At 57.4% G+C, this 17,548-nt stretch carries 16 protein-coding genes; 10 read left to right on the top strand and 6 right to left on the bottom strand.

Translation table 11 applies throughout. The annotated features are described in order from the left end of the window. Positions 1-70: 70 nt before the first annotated feature. Together typA and K227x_RS09305 are read right to left on the bottom strand one after the other, a co-directional pair. Positions 71-1,954 carry a translational GTPase TypA gene (gene typA, locus K227x_RS09310; RefSeq protein ID WP_145169261.1) on the bottom strand — a complete coding sequence of 628 codons (1,884 nt, stop codon included), beginning with the start codon at positions 1,952-1,954 and terminating at the stop codon, positions 71-73. Positions 1,955-1,976: 22 nt separating this feature from the next. Beyond that, complete coding sequence (locus K227x_RS09305; protein WP_145169260.1) at positions 1,977-2,516, bottom strand: hypothetical protein; 540 nt, start codon at positions 2,514-2,516, stop codon at positions 1,977-1,979. Positions 2,517-3,480: 964 nt separating this feature from the next. On the opposite strand from K227x_RS09305, the gene K227x_RS09300 reads away from it, so the two are divergent. From K227x_RS09300 to K227x_RS09265, 8 genes are all read left to right on the top strand, one after another. Then, on the top strand, positions 3,481-4,827 hold the full coding sequence (locus K227x_RS09300; RefSeq protein ID WP_145169259.1) for a Na(+)-translocating NADH-quinone reductase subunit A: 1,347 nt from the start codon (positions 3,481-3,483) through the stop codon (positions 4,825-4,827). A 3-nt stretch (positions 4,828-4,830) separates the two neighbouring features. Then, positions 4,831-6,120 carry an NADH:ubiquinone reductase (Na(+)-transporting) subunit B gene (locus K227x_RS09295; RefSeq protein ID WP_145169258.1) on the top strand — a complete coding sequence of 430 codons (1,290 nt, stop codon included), beginning with the start codon at positions 4,831-4,833 and terminating at the stop codon, positions 6,118-6,120. Beyond that, entirely contained in the window at positions 6,107-7,009 is a 903-nt protein-coding gene (locus K227x_RS09290) for a Na(+)-translocating NADH-quinone reductase subunit C (RefSeq protein ID WP_145169257.1), read from the top strand. The genes K227x_RS09295 and K227x_RS09290 overlap by 14 nt, the downstream gene beginning before the upstream one ends. Beyond that, complete coding sequence (locus K227x_RS09285) at positions 7,002-7,625, top strand: NADH:ubiquinone reductase (Na(+)-transporting) subunit D (protein ID WP_145169256.1); 624 nt, start codon at positions 7,002-7,004, stop codon at positions 7,623-7,625. The genes K227x_RS09290 and K227x_RS09285 overlap by 8 nt, the downstream gene beginning before the upstream one ends. Positions 7,626-7,632: 7 nt before the next feature. After that, positions 7,633-8,271 (top strand): NADH:ubiquinone reductase (Na(+)-transporting) subunit E, encoded by a 639-nt coding sequence (nqrE, locus tag K227x_RS09280; RefSeq protein ID WP_145169255.1) that lies wholly within the window; start codon positions 7,633-7,635, stop codon positions 8,269-8,271. Between the two features lie 20 nt (positions 8,272-8,291). Further along, on the top strand, positions 8,292-9,509 hold the full coding sequence (gene nqrF / locus K227x_RS09275; RefSeq protein WP_145169254.1) for an NADH:ubiquinone reductase (Na(+)-transporting) subunit F: 1,218 nt from the start codon (positions 8,292-8,294) through the stop codon (positions 9,507-9,509). A gap of 24 nt (positions 9,510-9,533) precedes the next feature. After that, positions 9,534-10,850 (top strand): FAD:protein FMN transferase, encoded by a 1,317-nt coding sequence (locus tag K227x_RS09270; protein WP_246146690.1) that lies wholly within the window; start codon positions 9,534-9,536, stop codon positions 10,848-10,850. A gap of 83 nt (positions 10,851-10,933) precedes the next feature. Next, positions 10,934-11,425 (top strand): hypothetical protein, encoded by a 492-nt coding sequence (locus K227x_RS09265; RefSeq protein WP_145169253.1) that lies wholly within the window; start codon positions 10,934-10,936, stop codon positions 11,423-11,425. Between the two features lie 66 nt (positions 11,426-11,491). Here the strand turns inward: K227x_RS09265 and K227x_RS09260 are convergent, their stop codons facing one another. Both K227x_RS09260 and K227x_RS09255 read right to left on the bottom strand, forming a co-directional pair. Next, the gene (locus K227x_RS09260) at positions 11,492-12,235 is read right to left on the bottom strand and encodes a lecithin retinol acyltransferase family protein (protein ID WP_218933883.1); all 744 of its coding nucleotides are present in this window, start codon (positions 12,233-12,235) and stop codon (positions 11,492-11,494) included. A 195-nt stretch (positions 12,236-12,430) separates the two neighbouring features. After that, complete coding sequence (locus K227x_RS09255; protein ID WP_145169251.1) at positions 12,431-13,297, bottom strand: hypothetical protein; 867 nt, start codon at positions 13,295-13,297, stop codon at positions 12,431-12,433. Positions 13,298-13,491: 194 nt separating this feature from the next. Between K227x_RS09255 and K227x_RS09250 the strand changes: the two genes are divergently transcribed. After that, positions 13,492-14,247, top strand: a complete 756-nt coding sequence (locus K227x_RS09250; RefSeq protein ID WP_145169250.1) for a hypothetical protein — start codon at positions 13,492-13,494, stop codon at positions 14,245-14,247. A 44-nt stretch (positions 14,248-14,291) separates the two neighbouring features. Continuing rightward, positions 14,292-15,203 carry a hypothetical protein gene (locus tag K227x_RS09245; protein ID WP_145169249.1) on the top strand — a complete coding sequence of 304 codons (912 nt, stop codon included), beginning with the start codon at positions 14,292-14,294 and terminating at the stop codon, positions 15,201-15,203. A gap of 423 nt (positions 15,204-15,626) precedes the next feature. Here the strand turns inward: K227x_RS09245 and K227x_RS09240 are convergent, their stop codons facing one another. Both K227x_RS09240 and K227x_RS09235 read right to left on the bottom strand, forming a co-directional pair. Beyond that, positions 15,627-16,487, bottom strand: coding sequence for a class I SAM-dependent methyltransferase (locus K227x_RS09240; protein ID WP_218933882.1), 861 nt, complete (start codon positions 16,485-16,487; stop codon positions 15,627-15,629). Further along, positions 16,474-17,280, bottom strand: a complete 807-nt coding sequence (locus tag K227x_RS09235; protein WP_218933881.1) for a TylF/MycF/NovP-related O-methyltransferase — start codon at positions 17,278-17,280, stop codon at positions 16,474-16,476. The genes K227x_RS09240 and K227x_RS09235 overlap by 14 nt, the downstream gene beginning before the upstream one ends. Positions 17,281-17,548: the final 268 nt, after the last annotated feature.

Genomic DNA, 17,548 nt, shown 5'->3' with positions numbered 1-17,548 from the left:
GTCGGCGCACGACGAAGGCCAGGACTAGCCTGGCCTTCTTGGATTCATGGCGATCTTTGGAAGCTGCCGATTAGGCGTTGCGTCCCTTACGACGACGCTCGGATTCCTTCAGCATGATCTTCCGCAACCGGATATTCTGAGGGGTGACTTCGACCAGTTCGTCTTCCTCGATGTATTCCAGTGCGGCTTCCAGCGACATATCGCGTGGTGGCTTCAGGATGACGTTTTCGTCACTGCCAGAGGCTCGCATGTTGGTCAGTTTCTTTTCGCGACACGGGTTCACCGTCATGTCGTTATCGCGAACGTTTTCGCCGACAATCATTCCTTCGTAGACTTCGATTCCAGCGGGAACCAATAGTTCCGCACGGTCTTGCAAACCGTACATCGCGAAGGGGACCGTCTTGCCAGCAACCATCGAGATCAGCACACCGTTGGATCGCTTGGGCACTTCGCCTTCGATCGGACGATAGCTTTCAAAGCGGTGGTTGATGATCGCCGTTCCGCGAGTCGCGTTCAACAATCGGGTACGAAGTCCGATCAAACCACGCGATGGGATCAAGAACTTCAGCATGGTGTATTCACCACGCGGAGTCATTTCCTCTAGCTGTCCGCGGCGCAGACCCACCAATTCCATCACTGGCCCCATCGTTTCGGTGGGCACTTCGACCTGCAATGTTTCGAACGGTTCGTTCTTTTTGCCATCGATATCTTTGAAGATCACGCGTGGCTTGCCAACGGACAGTTCAAAGCCCTCGCGTCGCATGTTTTCGATCAACACTGCCAAGTGCAGCACGCCACGCCCCTTCACGGCGTAGGCTTCGACGCCTTCGACCATCTCGACTCGCAACGCGACGTTACGTTCGAGCTCTTTTTCAAGGCGAGCTTTCAATTGGCGAGTCGTCACGTACTTGCCTTCGCGGCCAACCATGGGCGACGAATTGACGCTGAAAACCATTTCCAAAGTCGGTTCGTCGACGGTCAGACGTGGCAATGCGTTGTTCGCATCCACGGCGGAAATCGTGTCGCCGATTTCGACGTTGGTCAAACCTTCCAACGCAACAATGTCGCCGGCACTGGCCGATTCGGCAGCGGTGCGTCCCAGATTATCAAACACAAACAGACCGGCAGCTTTGACTTTGACCGGACCACTTTTCTGGTGCAGTTCAATCGTTTGGCCCGCTTCGATCTTGCCCGCGGCAATCCGACCAATCGCGATCCGACCAACGTACTCGCTCCAGCCCAACGTGGTGACCATCATTTGCAGCGGAGCGTTTTCGACGACTTCTGGACCCGGCAGAGCCTCGATCACCAGATCAAACAGAGGTCGCATGTCTTCGGTGCGGACCGATGGGTCCAAAGTCGCGTAGCCTTCTTTGGCGCTGGTGTAAACGCACTTGACCTTGTCCAGCTGTTCTTCGCCACCGAGTTCGGCGAGCAATTCCAACGCTTCGTCCAATGCTTCCAAAGGACGTCCGTCCGGACGATCGACCTTGTTGACGACGATGATCGGCGTGCAACCAGCCTGCAAAGCTTTTTCCAAGACGAAACGCGTCTGTGGCATGGGGCCCTCGGCTGCGTCGACCAGCACCAAGCAACCGTCAGCCATCTGGACGACTCGCTCGACTTCGCCGCCGAAGTCCGCGTGACCTGGCGTATCGATCACGTTGATCTTCACGCCTTCGTAAGGCAGCGCGATGTTCTTGGACAGAATCGTGATCCCGCGCTCTTTCTCGATATCGTTCGAGTCGAGGATCCGTTCGCCCTGCAATTCGGTGTCGCGATACTGTCCGCTTTGTCGTAGCAGGCAGTCAACCAAAGTGGTTTTGCCGTGATCGACGTGAGCGATAATGACGACGTTTCGAATATCTTGACGGCGCAATTTAACAGTCGCGTGGTTAGTGTCAGCGGACGAGGTCGGGTCTTGGTCAGCGACCAAGGTGGATGCATCAGTCATGCGAGTGAGCCAGTACTGGGTTTTAGTGAGCGTGGTGAGCGACTTTGCCGGTCGACTCGCCATCGGCGGTGGTGATGACCAATTCCGTTTTGACCGCATCGCCCATCTTGATGGCCGTCAGCAGTTCGGGGCTAGTCAGGGTATAGATGGTCTGGCCGTCATCGTCCGCTTTCGCAAACGGGTAAACCGTGCTGTCACCTTCGATGGTGGTTTTCATTTCCACCTTGGTGACCTTGTCGGCATTTTCGGGATAGACCGTGATCAGTTCTTTGTCGTCGTTGTGAGCCCATTCGGCATGTGCGCCGCCGGACAGGTCGACCATATGGCCGCCATTGGGACCGTGGGCAGGATGGTCATGCCCCTCGTGATCGTCACCGTGATCGTCGTGGTCATGCCCCTCGTGATCGTCATGATCGTGGTCGTGGCCTTCATGATCGTGGTCGTCGTGGCCATGATCCGCAGATTCGGCCGGCGGAGCCGAAGACGACCCGCAACCTGCCAAAACAGTGAATCCGAAAGTGGCAACCAGGGCACAGGACAGCAGGGTGAATGCTCGATTCATAACGATCGGTGACCTCAAAAAAAAATGGCGTGTCGAAAAGTTGCGTATCCAAAACAGACCGTGCCTAAGCGGCTGGGCCGGGCAAAAACGGTTGCCTTGCCCCAACACTACATCAGTCTGCCAGTAAGATTCGGCGGGATGGAAAATCGATGGTTTTTCAGCCCCAACAACTTTCCGTTTCAAGATGCGCGCCGCCTCTGTGCGAATATCTGATCGATTTGGGGCCTAAAAGTCGAGACGCAAGTGGGTACCCTCCCGATTGCAATGCCCTTCCGGCACACTTAGCGGGTGGGATCAAGACATTATCACCGTCAGACGCAGATTTCGGAGGTCGAAAACTCAGTGGCGTTGCGATGAATCGGTCACTATGCCATATTTCTGACTCGCAAGAATTCGCTTCTTAGCGTTGATTGCACGCGCCTTAGCACGGTTCGTACAGTGAGCTCGAACGAGCGATTTGCAGCACGATCATGGAACGTTTGGCAAGTGAATGCCGCGTCCAACGACGGATCGAGTGGAATGGCGCATCCGATGTCCGCGGGCAACCAGCATTTCAGTGCAGGTTCGTCTCGATGGATGTCCCCGTATTCGCCCTGACTGCTCGAATCCCCCCGTCGTCGGACCTCGACAATCGCATGTCCATCGATGGCAATGAAGACGATGGCTCGCGTTGATTTTTTCTACGCGGGCGTTCACTCGGACCAAGTTTGTGATTTTTTTCACAAACTGAACGAGGCGGTTGTCTTCGGCCGCGTTATTTCCCGGTCGTGCTTGGCGAACGGACAGATTTTTAATCGGCAAAGCTCGTCCGGCACACGATGGACCACGGCCTGTGTTGCAACAGGGGGGTAGACGGTGATTTGGGAGACCAAGTTCGCCCGATTCCTGCGTTTTCATCGATGCTGGGGCACTGCAATTCTTGCCAACACGATTCACTGTTGACGACCGTTGAAAAGGGTCATTGATGACGACCATCAAGCGAGGGCTGGATCTTCCTATCACGGGAAGTCCGGAACAACACATCGAGATCGCACCGCAAGTGTCCCAAGTGGCATTGCTGGGTGATGACTACATCGGCATGAAACCAACGATGCTGGTCGCCCCGGGTGATCGCGTCCGTTTGGGCCAACCGGTGTTCGAAGACAAAAAGAACTCGGGCGTGCTGTACACGGCCCCGGCTTCGGGAACGGTCGCCGAGGTCAACCGCGGTGCCAAGCGGAAGTTCGAATCGATCGTGATTGACGTCGATGGCGACGATCGCGTCGAATTCGATGGGATGGCCGGCAAAGACCCAGCATCGTTGGGACGCGAATCGATCGCCGAACATTTGGTGCAAAGCGGACTTTGGACCGCCCTGCGAACACGCCCATTTGGCAAAGTTCCGGCCATCGGCTCATCGCCATCGTCGATCTTTGTCCAAGCGATCGACACCAATCCACTCGCCGGCGATCCATCGATCGTCATCGCGGACCGCAAGGACCAATTCATTTTGGGCCTGCAAGCACTGACACAGTTGACTGACGGCCGCGTCTTTGTTTGCAAAGCATCGACCAGCGACGTTCCCGGCTCGGGCGTCAACGGCGTGCAAGTCGAATCATTTTCCGGCCCGCACCCGGCCGGCTTGGTTGGCACACACATCCACTTTTTGGATCCTGTCGGCCCGAACAAAACGGTTTGGTACATCGGCTACCAAGACGTTTGTGCCATCGGATCGATGCTGCAAACCGGCACCCTGGACACTCGCCGCGTGATTTCGGTCGCCGGCCCGATGATCGGCCGCCCACGTCTGTTGCAGACCCGCATCGGCGCCAGCATCAGCCAACTGATCAACGGCGAATACGACGAATCGGTCAAGATTCGCCCGATCAGTGGCAGCGTGCTGTGCGGACGCACGGCACTGGGTTTCCACGATTTCCTGGGCCGTTACCACAATCAGATTTCGGTTCTGGAAGAGGGTGACGAGCGAGAATTCCTGGGTTGGCAAAAACCTGGGTTCGACAAGTACTCGACCACCAAAGTCTTTGCGTCGGCGGGGATTCCGAACAAGAAGTTCCCGATGACGACCAGCACCCACGGCAGCGAACGCGCGATGGTGCCGCTTGGGACCTACGAAAAGGTGATGCCGCTGGACATTTTGGCGACCCAGCTTCTGCGTTCGCTGATTTACCGTGACACCGACGAAGCCCAGCAATTGGGCGTGTTGGAATTGGAAGAAGAAGATCTCGGACTGTGCACGTTTGTCTGTCCTGGGAAATATGAATACAGCTCACTGCTGCGTCAGAGCCTGAGCACGATCGAACGAGAAGGTTGATCCATGAAAGCACTCCGAACAGCCCTCGACAAAGTTCATCCGATCTTTGCCAAGGGCGGGCCCCTCGAGATGGCTTACCCCGTCTACGAAGCCCTCGACACGTTTCTTTACACGCCTGGCGAAGTCGCCAAGGGGACGACGCACGTTCGCGATGCGATCGACCTGAAACGAATGATGATCACCGTCGTATTGGCGTTGATTCCGGTGACCATGTTCGGCATGTGGAACGTCGGCCATTTGGCGAACGTTGCGATCGAACAGGGCCAAGCCGTTGGCGTTAGCGTCGACCAAGACTGGCACTACGACATCCATCATGCACTCGGCTTCGGTCACGATTCGACCAACCTTGCCGATAACTTCGTGCTCGGTGCGATCCACTTTTTACCGATCTATATCGTCTGCATGTTTGTTGGCGGGCACATCGAATTGGTATTCAGTGTGCTCCGAGGACACGAGATCAACGAAGGGTTCTTGGTGACGGGGCTACTGTTCCCGTTGACCCTGCCGGCGTCGATCCCGCTGTGGCAGGTTGCGGTGGGCATCGCCTTCGGGGTGATCGTCGCCAAAGAAGTCTTTGGCGGGACCGGTCGTAACTTCCTAAACGTGGCCTTGAGCAGCCGTGCTTTCCTATACTTCGCCTACGCCGGCCAGATCAGCGGCGAGCGAGTGTGGACAGCCGTTGACGGGTTCAGCGGGGCAACCGCACTGGGCAAACTGGCTTCGGCTCCGGAAGGAACCCGAGCGACGGATGCTCTCTCTGAAATTCAATACACCATGGGATCGGCCGCAGCCGAACAGGCCAATTGGGTCAGTTCGATCAGCTGGATGGATGCGTTCCTAGGGACCGTCCAAGGCTGTATCGGCGAAACCAGCGCACTGCTGTGCATCGTCGGTGCATTCATCCTGATCGCCAGCGGTGTTGGTTCTTGGAAGATCATGGCTGCCATCATCGGTAGCGTGTTTGCAACATCCTGGTTGATGATGGGCGTCAACATGGGCGGCAACGCAATGTTCAGCGTTCCCCCAGAATGGCACCTTGTGATCGGCGGCTTGGCTTTCGGTTTGGTTTTCATGGCGACCGACCCGGTCAGCGCATCGATGACCGACAAAGGCAAATGGATTTACGGCGCGCTGATCGGCTTCATGACCGTCCTGATTCGAGTGGTCAATCCGGCGTACCCCGAGGGGATCATGTTGGCGATCCTGTTCGGCAACGTATTCGCGCCGCTGATCGACTACTTCGTGGTTCAAGTTAACGTTCGCCGGAGGATGGCACGCTATGCAACGACGTGATTCCCTAATGAGCACCGTCGCCACCGCGGCGGTCCTATGTATCGTTTGCTCGCTGGCGGTTAGCGCCGCGGCGGTTGCACTGCGACCAACCCAATTGGCCAACGAAAAGTTGGACCAACAAAAGAACATCTTGGATGCGGCCGGTCTGGCGATCGGCGAATACGGCGTGCCTGCGGGCAAGCTGTCCAAGAAACAAATTGACGAACTGTATGGATGGGTCCACGAAGGGCTGATCAATATGGACGATGGCTCGTTCAACAACGAAGTCAACGCAGCGGACTGGGAACTGGCCGAAGCGGCCTCGGATTCCACCGCCGTTAAAATTGTCGATCCCGAATACGATCCCGGCGAAGAAAAACGCCCCTCGGTGATGAAGGTCTACTTCGTTACCCGACCGGGCAGCGACACGATCCAACAGGTCGTGTTGCCGATCTACGGCAAAGGGTTGTGGGGAACGCTGTGGGGATACATGGCACTGAAAAGCGACTTGGAAACGATCCAAGGCTTGACGTTCTATCAACACAAAGAAACGCCCGGTTTGGGCGGTGAAGTGGACAACCCAGCTTGGAAAGCCAAGTGGGACGGACGCAAACTTTACGACGCCGATGGCGAGCCCGCAGCGATGGTTTTCAAAGGCCCCGCACCAGCCGACAACGTTTATGCGGTCGACGGATTGTCGGGTGCGACCATCACCAGCAACGGCGTCACCAAGATGGTCCGCTATTGGGCCAGTGACGACGCGTATGGCCCTTTCCTAGCAAAACTAGGCAAGGACATCCAAGACGGCACGCCGATCTTGGATCAAATCAAGGTCAACGAAGAAACCGCGGACGCCACCGAGGCCAAATCCGCCGACATTCGCACATCCGGAGAATCGATCAATGGCTAAGAAACCCATAGACGTGTTGGTCGATCCACTGGTCGACAACAACCCGATCGCTCTTCAGATTCTGGGAATCTGTTCGGCGCTTGCGGTGACCAGCAAAATGGAAACATCGCTGGTGATGTCGTTGGCCGTGATTGCGGTTACAGCATCCAGCAACTTTTGCGTCAGTGCGATCCGCCACTTCATCCCCAGCAGCATCCGGATCATCGTTCAGATGACCGTGATCGCATCGCTTGTGATCGTGGTCGACCAATTCCTAAAGGCATACTTCTACGACATCAGCAAGCAATTGTCGGTGTTCGTCGGGTTGATCATCACCAATTGCATCGTGATGGGTCGCGCCGAAGGATTCGCGATGAAAAATGGTCCCGGACTTAGCTTCCTAGACGGGATCGGCAACGGTTTGGGCTACGGCTTGGTGCTGATGGTGGTCGCGTTCTTCCGCGAACTATTCGGCAGCGGAACGATCTTCGGCATGGAAGTATTCGCGCTTGATCGAAACGGTGGTTGGTACAACCCAAACAACTTGATGCTGTTGCCGCCCAGCGCATTTTTCATCATCGGATTCATGATCTGGGCGATCCGCGCCTGGAAGCCTGAACAAATCGAAGAGGCGTAAGCGAACCATGGAAAACTACATCAACATCTTTTTGCAAGCTGTTTTCATCGAAAACCTTGCACTCGCGTTCTTCCTGGGCATGTGCACGTTCTTGGCGATCAGCAAGAACGTCAAAATGGCTTTGGGACTAAGCGCGGCAGTGATTGTGATCGAAGCGATCACGATCCCAGCCAACCAAGTCATCAATAGTTGGTTGTTGAAGAAAGGCGCGATGACATGGATCAACGACCTAGGCGTCCCGACCAGCACGATCGACTTTGCCGACGTCAACTTGGACTTCCTGGCCTTCATCAGCTTTATCGGCGTCATCGCGGCAATGGTTCAGATCCTGGAAATGGTTTTGGACAAGTTCTTCCCACCGCTTTACAACGCTTTGGGAATCTTCCTGCCGTTGATCACCGTGAACTGCGCCATCCTGGGTGGTTCGTTGTTCATGCAAGACCGCAACTATGACTTTGGCGAATCGGTCGTCTACGGATTGGGCTGCGGTATCGGTTGGGCTTTGGCCATCGTGGCGCTCGCCGGCATCCGCGAGAAGATGAAATACAGTGACGTGCCTCCGCCGCTTCGCGGCCTTGGAATCACTTTCATCACCGTTGGCTTGATGGCGTTGGCCTTCATGTCGTTCGGCGGAATCAGCCTGTAAACCACTTACGAGTTCTTAAAATGACCATTTTCCTCGGCGTCGCGATGTTCACGATCATTGTGGTCGCGCTCGTCTTTTTGATCCTGGCCGCCAAGAAACAATTGGTGGCTTCGGGTCCGGTCAAAATTTTGATCAACAACCAGAAAACCATCGAAATCCCAGCTGGCGGAAAGCTGCTCGGTGCGTTGGCCGATGCCGGCATCTTTGTCAGCAGCGCCTGCGGTGGCGGTGGCACCTGTGCCCAGTGCAAGGTGAAAGTGTCGTCGGGCGGTGGCGATATCCTGGAAACCGAAAAAGGCCACATCAACAAAAAAGAAGCAGCCGAAGGCGAACGTCTGTCGTGCCAAGTGGCCGTCAAAACCGACATGACGGTCGAAGTGCCACCGGAAGCTTTCGAAACCAAGAAGTGGAAGTGCAAGGTTCGCAGCAACCACAACGTTGCAACCTTCATCAAGGAATTTGTCCTGGAACTTCCCGAAGGCGAAGAAGTCGACTTCAAGGCCGGTGGTTACATCCAAATCGAGTGCCCACCGCACGAAGTGAAGTACAAAGATTTCGACATCGAAGAACGATTCCACGGCGACTGGGACAAGTTTGACATTTGGCGTTACGTGTCGAAGGTCGACGAACCTGTGGTGCGTGCCTATTCGATGGCCAACTATCCCGGCGAAAAAGGCATCATCATGCTGAACATTCGCGTGGCGTCACCGCCGCCGCGGATGCCCGATGTGCCGCCTGGTCAAATGAGCAGTTGGATCTTTAGCCTGAAACCGGGCGACGAAGCGACGATCAGTGGCCCTTACGGCGAGTTCTTTATCAAGGACACTGACGCCGAAATGGTCTACATCGGTGGTGGTGCCGGTATGGCTCCGCTGCGTAGTCACATCTTCGAACTGTTCAAACGTGGCAAGACGGACCGCAAGGTCTCGTACTGGTACGGTGGACGAAGTGCTCGTGAATTGTTCTATGTCGATCACTTCCGTGACATCGAAAAGGACTTCCCGAACTTCAAGTTCAACATCGCTCTTTCCGAACCTGCCCCGGAAGACAACTGGGACGGTTACGTCGGATTCATCCACCAAGTCCTGCTCGAAAACTACCTCAGCACTCACCCGGCGCCGGAAGACATCGAGTACTACATCTGTGGACCACCGATGATGAACCAAGCGGTCTTCCGCATGTTGGATGACCTGGGCGTTGAACCGGAAAACATCGCCTACGACGACTTCGGTGGCTAATCGATCTTTGGGAATACCAAGCTGATGCCTCGCTTTCTTGCTCTGTTTTTCATCGCCGCTTGCCTGAACCAAGCCGCGTCCGCGGACCAGGGCGAGACGGTGTCCTTTGGCGGCAGCACCATGGGGACGACCTATTCGGTCAAGATCCATGTCGTAGCCGACACGCCCAGCCTGGCGCGAATGCAAGACGTCCAAATCGGTGTCGATGGCGTTCTACGGAACGTCAACGACCAGATGTCGACGTACTTGAAATCGTCCGAAATCAGTCGCTTCAACCAATCGCAGACCACCGAGTGGTTTGACGTCAGCCCCGAATTCGCGGGCGTGGTCGAAACCGCCCAGCGGATATCCGAACAGACCGACGGTGCCTTCGATGTCACCGTTGGCCCTCTGGTCAACGCCTGGAACTTTGGTCCGGACCAGCGAACGGGCAAGGTTCCGGACGACGCCGCGATCGAAGCTCTTCGTCAATCGACGGGCTATCAGAATCTGGCCGTGCGAACGGACCCGCCAGCGATCAAGAAGGCAATCGCCGCTCTGCAGATCGACCTGTCCGCCATCGCCAAGGGACACGGATCGGATCGCGTTGTCGAATACCTCAACACCGAAGGATTCCCGGATGTGTTCGTGGAAATCGGTGGTGAGGTTCGCACCAGCGGATCCAAATCCGGACAATGGTGGAAAGTCGGGATTCAAACGCCCGATGCGGCGACCGATGCCTGGACCGTGGCTCACGCGCTCAGTACCGGCAGCGGCAACGACAACGCGATGGCGACTTCGGGAGACTATCGCAATTTCTTCGAAGCCGACGGGATCCGTTACTCGCACACCATCGACCCTCGCACCGGTCGCCCGATCCAACATGACTTGGCATCCGTGTCGGTCGTCGCAGCAAAGTGCGTGGATGCCGACGCCTGGGCAACCGCACTGAACGTGCTGGGACCGGTCGACGGCCTGGAAGTCGCCAAACGCGAAAACATTTCCGCGCTGCTGATCAGCCGCACGGCGGACGGCTTCGCTCGCGCAGGTTCCGGAGCGATGGCCCAGTACGCCACCGATGCCGATCCAGCAACGTCAAGCACAGCCAGACCGCAGTCCGCCGCCGGGTCCCCCTGGGCGACCATGGCCATCAGCACGATTGCGTTTGGTACAATTCTGTTCCTGATGGCGATCGGCGTCATCTTCGGACGTCGAGCCATCAGTGGTTCGTGTGGCGGACTGGCCAACAAGACGAACCCCGACGGCAGCACTGCCTGCGGGCTGTGCAGCAATCCGGCGGATGCGTGCAAGGAACTGCGGGAACGAATGCAGTCGTCTGAAAGCAAACAGTCAACGAGCTAGCGCAGCATCGCCAAGCGGGAAGCCGAAAGCCTGTCGTCCCCACCCCACCAATCGACTGGCCAACAGCCCCGGAACAGCTCGCGATGCGACAGTGGCTACGACTACAACCGTCGTTTTTGATCGAATCCGACCTGCCGGCATCGGAAGTGATCTTACGCGTCCGAAAAGCGTTGCAGCAACCGGACCTGCGGCCGTTCGCCGAGACCGCGTCGATGTGCATCGATTACAAGATCGCGGCCGCAGACCAAAGGTTCTGGTCCCCGCACCTGTCGGTCCAAGTCACCGACACCGAATCTGGCAGCCAATTGCACTGCCGCTATGCACCACGTCCAGAAATTTGGACCATGTTCATGGCAATCTATTTTGTCGTGGCGATATTGGTGGCCGGAGCAGCGGTCTATGGTTACGTCCAATGGTGGATGGGCGACCGCCCCTGGGCGTTGTTGATGATCCCAACGGGACTGCTGCTGATCCTAGGGTTGCACATCGCCAGCCAGATCGGGCAAAGCCTCAGCGCCGACCAGATGGAACTGCTGAAAGAACGCCTAGACCAAACGCTCGAACGGGCGCTGTGATGTAGCGTCGGAAACGGAGACCGAATCCGTTGGCAGCAAGTTCCGCAGGGCGCACTGTCGAAGTCGCTAGCCGACTGGATCATCATCAGCCGCACGCCTGGTTCGACGCAGCCGAGCCCTTTCGTAGGCGGCCTGAGACATTTCACCTGCGACTTCGCCCACGCACCACAGCCCGCCTGCGACCGCGACACCGACCGGACCGCCCAATGCGCCGATCGACATCGCGGTGGTCACCCCGACCGCACGACTGGCCTGTTTGCGACGTTGCGGATCACGAAGTCCGATGTGATGCCCGCCTGCTTCGGTCGCCCACTGTGCTGCATCGGCGATCAACATCCATGGCGAGACGCCGCGGACGATGCCCTTGGTTCCCAACCGAGAGACTGCACGAGCGGAGGTGGAGGCCAATGTTTTGACGCCCACGGCCGTCGCCCGATCAAACGCGACATTGATCTGACGGCTCTCGTACCGGTCGTGGATGCACCACGCCGCGAAATGTTCACAGTTGTGGAAAACGAGGTGATAGTTGCCGGTTCCCACTTGGCTGATCGCGCGATCCACGGTCATCTCCACATCCAATCGCTGGCGATGGGCGACCACATGCATCATGTCTTGGCCACCACGTGTCACCACTTCGACTGTCGTCCGCTGGATCACAAAGTTCTCGCTGGGCCCGGTCGGACCGGCCACGCCGTCACCGCCATCGGTGAAATGCACGGCGGTTCCGTCACCCAGGTCGATCCCGTGGTGCTGGAACCGGCCGACACCGTATTGCCGCCGCCAAACGAAAAAATGATCACCACGCGCCACGGCTGGGTTCCAATCAAGAGAGTTGATCGGTGCACTGCGCACCGGCGTTTGCATTATAGGCGAAAGTCGCGTTCGCCCCCCTCGTTTCGTTGGGCGAGGGCGGACACTGGATTCACTGCGGTCCTGGGTTGGCCGTTCGGACGACCTGCCGACCTTCCTGTAGAGCCTATCGGCAAGATAGTTTTCGCCGATTGGCTAGCTTTCTTGGCCTGTGCTGCGAACAAAGATCGCTTCCAGACGCCCGGCGGCCGAAAACATGACCAATGTGACGACAAATCCGATCATCAATGCCCCGTAAAATGGCGTCGCGTCCCCCACATGGACCGCGGTCCTGGCTGCAACAGCCGTGCCCGGGCCTTCGCCAATCGGCAACCGCAGGGACGGAAACTGCAGCGACGATGCCGACGCCTGTGCAATCGCCAACCCCAAAGTCCCAGCAAACGCCAACACGACGCCGCCGATCGCCAATCCGATTCGCTTGGATCGGCTGGATACCAGAATCGAAAAGTGCAGACAGGCGGCAATCACCGGCCCGATGCCCCAGATGGCCATTGTCACCAACCAATACTGTGCTGCAGCGACGGGCGCGACGTAACGAACGACCGCGGCATACAGAAACGCGGTACAGGTGGTAGCGACGACCACGTCCGAGATTTGGAACTGGCGGCGACCATACAAATCGCCTGGTCCCGGATCCGCCGGCATAGCGCTGCCCCATCGCCATCCGGGTACTTGCAGGATCAAGAAAATCGTACACTGCGACAGAGCAAGACCGCCCATGTTGGACAGATTCTTAAGCCAATCATGGGTGCCCCAAAAGTTCAGTATCGCCGCCATCGAGACCACAACGGCGAACCGGGCCAGATAACGGGCCCACGCCCGGGGCAGGCAGGATATCATCCAGATCAAACCGGAACAGGTTCCGTACACGACGCCGACGATGATCAGGTCCGACAAGATGATCTGAGTCGGCAAATCAACGCGGTAGATCGTGACTCCATCATTCTGAATCGCCACCGCGAACCGAATCGCAGCGGTGAACAGCCCGAACACCAATAACACCGCTATCGACCGAAACCCTACGCGGGGCAGCACCACGCTGCTGTGCCCATGGTTTTGCCGGCCAACGCCGGTGGAACCCGATTGCCGGTCGCCGTTGTCTATAGTCGAAACGGTGGATTGCAAAATCCAACTCCGATACCACGTCCCATTTTTACTTCATTCAACAACGCACGCACGAAGTTGATCCAAACAACATGGATGGTACCACCGAACCGATCATCGCGGTCCTGGGACACCCCATTGCCGGCAACCCCAGCCAATTTGCGATCGAACGCGCCCTGGAGGCCCAGGATCTCGATTGGCGAGTGCTTTCGTTCGATGTCCATCCGCACCACATCGCAGCCGCGTTGGAAGGATTCAAAGTCACCGGCATCGCGGGCGTCATGATCGATCCGTCGGTGATGTCCGAAGCGGCCGCCTGGCATGCCAACAAAACGGAATCCGACCTGGCCGGAATCGATTGTCTGTACCGCGATGAAGAATTGATGTTCAAGGCCAGCTACGAACAAAAACAGTGGCTGGAAACCCGGATCGACCGCCACCCGGTTGTGCAACGACTGTGGATCGGCCGCCCCTTCGACAACGATCTTAACCGTCAGCGAGTGATCAGCACGTCGAATTTTGACGTCGCCGACGTTCACGCATACGCCAGCGCCCAATCGATTTCCCAGTCGCAACTGATCGTCGTCGCCGATGACGATGACCCGGTGGAACTGGACTTGGACGATTGGGGGCAAGACGATGGGACAACCCTGGTGATCGACCTGTCGGGCTGCCATCCCGACATCGACCAAATTGCACGCCGTGGCTACCAAGTTGTCACGGCCCATCAACGACGCGTCGGCATGCTGGACCAATGCCTGGAACGATGGACCCGATTCACATCCACACCGTACGCGTCATCGGTGGATGTGATCAGCGAAGCGATCGAAGAATACTTGGGCGTCTAGCCACGCGCCGGCACCACCTTTCCGCCACCGATTGTGACCTGCACATGAATACCGCCGTCGCCGACATGGTCCTTCGCGATGACCGAATCATCGAAACAGTCGCCATGTTGCACAGCCGAATCGAGGACCGCTTTCCCAATTCGGGGCTTGCCGGGCTGTGCGAACGATTGCATGTCGTGGCCTGCAAAGCGTCCGAGCGATCGACCGCGATCGCAAAGCCAATTCGATGGCTGCGTGTTTCCGGATACCTGGTCGCAACAGGCTTGATCCTAGCGTTGATCGCCGCGGTCGGACTAGCTTTCCAAAACCTAGCCGTCCGACCGACAGCGGGCCCCGAGACCGCGTCGCCGGCCGAAACCTTCGGCGTTCTGGAATGGATTCAGGTGATCGAATCGGGCCTGAATGACATCGTGTTCCTGGCGATCGCCATCTTCTTTCTGATCAGTCTGGAAAACCGCATCAAACGTCGCCGTGCACTCGCTGCGATTCACGAACTGCGCTCGATCGCACACGTGATCGACATGCACCAACTGACGAAAGACCCTGAACGCTTCTTCCGCAACCAGCCCATCGGCAGCACCGAATTTGGCGAATCCGATTCCCCGGAATCGGTGAACCGCGATACCAAACATTCGCCGCGCCAATCGATGACACCATTCCTGCTGCATCGGTACTTGGACTACTGCAGCGAAATGTTATCGCTGACCGGGAAGATCGCAGCCCTGTATGTCCAACACTTCGACGATGCAGATGCGGTCGCGGCGGTCAGCGAAGTCGAGCAACTGACGACCGGACTGAGCCGCAAGATCTGGCAAAAGATCATGATCTTGGAACAGTCACGTGAATCGCTTTCTCGCATCGACCCGGGCCCGGCAACCAAGCGTCCCAAGGGCAACCGCCGGCCGCCGACGGACGACACGTCGACCGATCAGGTCACGCCACCCAACGCTGAATGAGTGATTGGTCGCGTCGCCTAGCGTCGCGTCAGCGGCTGCGCATTGCCCGCGGCCGTCACGGCAAGGAAAAAGCGTAGCGGAAGTCGTCAAGACTTTCGTTAATCACAGCGAGGCCGAAACTCTTGACGGTTTGTCGATTGAATCCCGTTTCGATTCTGAATGTTAGCCGTTTGGGCGCTAGCGGCGTGCTGATTTGATCGTCTTCCGGAACTTAGCGTGCAAATCACATCCCGAAGCGTGGGCGAGGGATCCTGTTGAATCCCTCGCTCACGCAGCGGGTTACTAAATCGGCAGGTCGTTAGCCCCGGTTCATAGGTGACGAAACCGAGGCTAGCGCCTCAGGCGGCTAACTCAATCGACAAACCGTTGACGAGTTCCGCGACCCGAAAACCAAGGTTCAGTGCTAGGCGGTGCCGCGAAACACTAGGCTGCCCGCGCCGCAGATTCGGAACTGGCTGGGACTGCCGAAGCGATCGGCTTGACCGCTTCGAAGAACAGCGAATCCGGTTTTCGGATGGACTCGCCATCACGGTCTAGCTGGTAGCTATCGAAGTGATGGATCCGGCTCTCTTCGGCACGACAAGGTCGTGGCGCATCGAATCCAAGTTCGACCAGCAATCGGCCTAGCGATACGCGGTCATACATCCATCGATGGATTTCGCCCGATTGACGGAACCGACCCTCGCGGTAGGCAGCCCGCCCCGAGGATCCGTCGATCAAGGTGACCGCAGCCAGAGCCAACTGTTTGCGTGCATCGGACAAACATCGCGTCACTCGCATTGCGATTGTCTTGCGATTCTTGACCTTCGCGTTGCCGCTGACCTGATGCCCCAACCGGCTCTCGATGAACTCGGTCGGTGTTGCTTCGGGCTGACGAATGGTCTGGCCCATCAAACCACCACTGGATTGGCGTGTCATCTGGTCGATCAGTTCCAGGGTCATCCAGCGGTGTTTGGCCAGCGATTCGGGATCCCCGTCACTGAGGTCGGCTTGATGAAGCGTCTGCAGATACTGTTGCGTGATGCCTTCTAGATCAGGCACGACAACGCGCAGCACACCGCCGGGGCTAAGCACTCGGCGACATTCCCGCAGCATGGACCGAGCCGCATCCGGGCTTAGGTGTTCCAGGACGTGCGAGTGATAGACACCGTCGAACGAGTGATCGGCGTAGGGCAATCCACGGCGCAGATCATAGGCGCGCACTTCGGGTGTCGCCGCCACCAGATCGATGTTCGTCCAGGCAGGGTGGTAACAGCGTCCGCAGCCAACGTTAAGCAACTTCACGATTTAGAACTCCCGCGGCGGATCGCTTGACACCGTTGTGATGGATGCCGATTCGGCCGGTGTAGTCCAACCGATGCAGCATCATTCCGATGTTATGTTTGGCAAAGTAGTCATCGACTGCCCGACGGGCTCCCTGCCAATGTCCGTAATCATCGATGATCAACACGCCACCGTCGGCCAAGCGAGGAAACAGATGTTCCATTTCGTGGGCCGTCGATTCGTACCAATCGGTATCGAGTCGCAGCAGAGCGATCTTTTCCGGAGCGGCGGTGGGGATGGTTTCTTCGACCTTGCCGACGTGATAGTGAACTTTGTTGGCCGGATAGTTTGTCTTCTGCATGTTCGACTGCACGTCTTGCAGCGATGCGACGCACCACACCGATTTCGCATCGCTGCGATCTTCGGCCGCCAATTGCTCGACCGCGGTTTCGCCGTCGACCGACACATCCGCATCGGTCGGCTCGCTCATCCCTTCGAACGTGTCGAAAAGGTGCAGATTGCGGTGGGTCGTCCCCGATCCTTCTAGCATCTTGGCGATCGCCATCATGCTGCCACCACGCCACACACCACATTCAACGATGTCACCTTCGATCCCAGTCTCGCTGATGTAGCGAACCGCTTCGCAAAGGCCATAGATTCGTTCGGTCGACGTCATCGTGAATTCGCGAACCGAAGCAATCGCTTCGACGGCATCGCGGTCCATATCGGCCGGGTAACAGCTTGGATCAGCCAGTTTGCGTTCCTGTCTAGCAGCCCGCCGCCGTCGTTTCCAGGTTTTGAATTGGTGAATCACTCGGAGTTCTCCGACGAGGCGAATGGAAACGAAGGTGCATGCAGTCCGATGCCCTTTTAGGGTTTTCAAAGCGGGAAGGTCAACGGCGTTTCCAAGCCCCCCCAAACCGATGCCCCAAACCGATGCCCCAAACCGCCCCCCAGCGATAGCCGCCCCACAGCGATACTCGGCCGCAGCGATACCGGGCCGCAGCGATACCGGGCCGCAGTGCTACCGGGCCGATTCGATACCGGGCCGCTACGGGTACGTCCCCATTCGCTGCGGCGGT

The sequence above is a fragment of the Rubripirellula lacrimiformis genome (assembly GCF_007741535.1).
GTDB lineage: Bacteria > Planctomycetota > Planctomycetia > Pirellulales > Pirellulaceae > Rubripirellula > Rubripirellula lacrimiformis.
The sequence above is the reverse complement of the archived record's forward strand: the minus strand, read 5'-3'. Positions and strand labels throughout refer to the sequence as shown.

Bases quoted from the DNA above. Each gene is read 5' to 3' on its own strand.
- K227x_RS09250 (WP_145169250.1), top strand. From the start codon at position 13,492: ATGGATGGTACCACCGAACCGATCATCGCGGTCCTGGGACACCCCATT.
- K227x_RS09265 (WP_145169253.1), top strand. From the start codon at position 10,934: ATGCGACAGTGGCTACGACTACAACCGTCGTTTTTGATCGAATCCGAC.
- K227x_RS09245 (WP_145169249.1), top strand. From the start codon at position 14,292: ATGAATACCGCCGTCGCCGACATGGTCCTTCGCGATGACCGAATCATC.
- K227x_RS09295 (WP_145169258.1), top strand. From the start codon at position 4,831: ATGAAAGCACTCCGAACAGCCCTCGACAAAGTTCATCCGATCTTTGCC.
- K227x_RS09305 (WP_145169260.1), bottom strand. From the start codon at position 2,516: ATGAATCGAGCATTCACCCTGCTGTCCTGTGCCCTGGTTGCCACTTTC.
- K227x_RS09270 (WP_246146690.1), top strand. From the start codon at position 9,534: ATGCCTCGCTTTCTTGCTCTGTTTTTCATCGCCGCTTGCCTGAACCAA.
- K227x_RS09285 (WP_145169256.1), top strand. From the start codon at position 7,002: ATGGCTAAGAAACCCATAGACGTGTTGGTCGATCCACTGGTCGACAAC.
- K227x_RS09290 (WP_145169257.1), top strand. From the start codon at position 6,107: ATGCAACGACGTGATTCCCTAATGAGCACCGTCGCCACCGCGGCGGTC.
- nqrF (WP_145169254.1), top strand. From the start codon at position 8,292: ATGACCATTTTCCTCGGCGTCGCGATGTTCACGATCATTGTGGTCGCG.
- nqrE (WP_145169255.1), top strand. From the start codon at position 7,633: ATGGAAAACTACATCAACATCTTTTTGCAAGCTGTTTTCATCGAAAAC.
- K227x_RS09300 (WP_145169259.1), top strand. From the start codon at position 3,481: ATGACGACCATCAAGCGAGGGCTGGATCTTCCTATCACGGGAAGTCCG.
- typA (WP_145169261.1), bottom strand. From the start codon at position 1,954: ATGACTGATGCATCCACCTTGGTCGCTGACCAAGACCCGACCTCGTCC.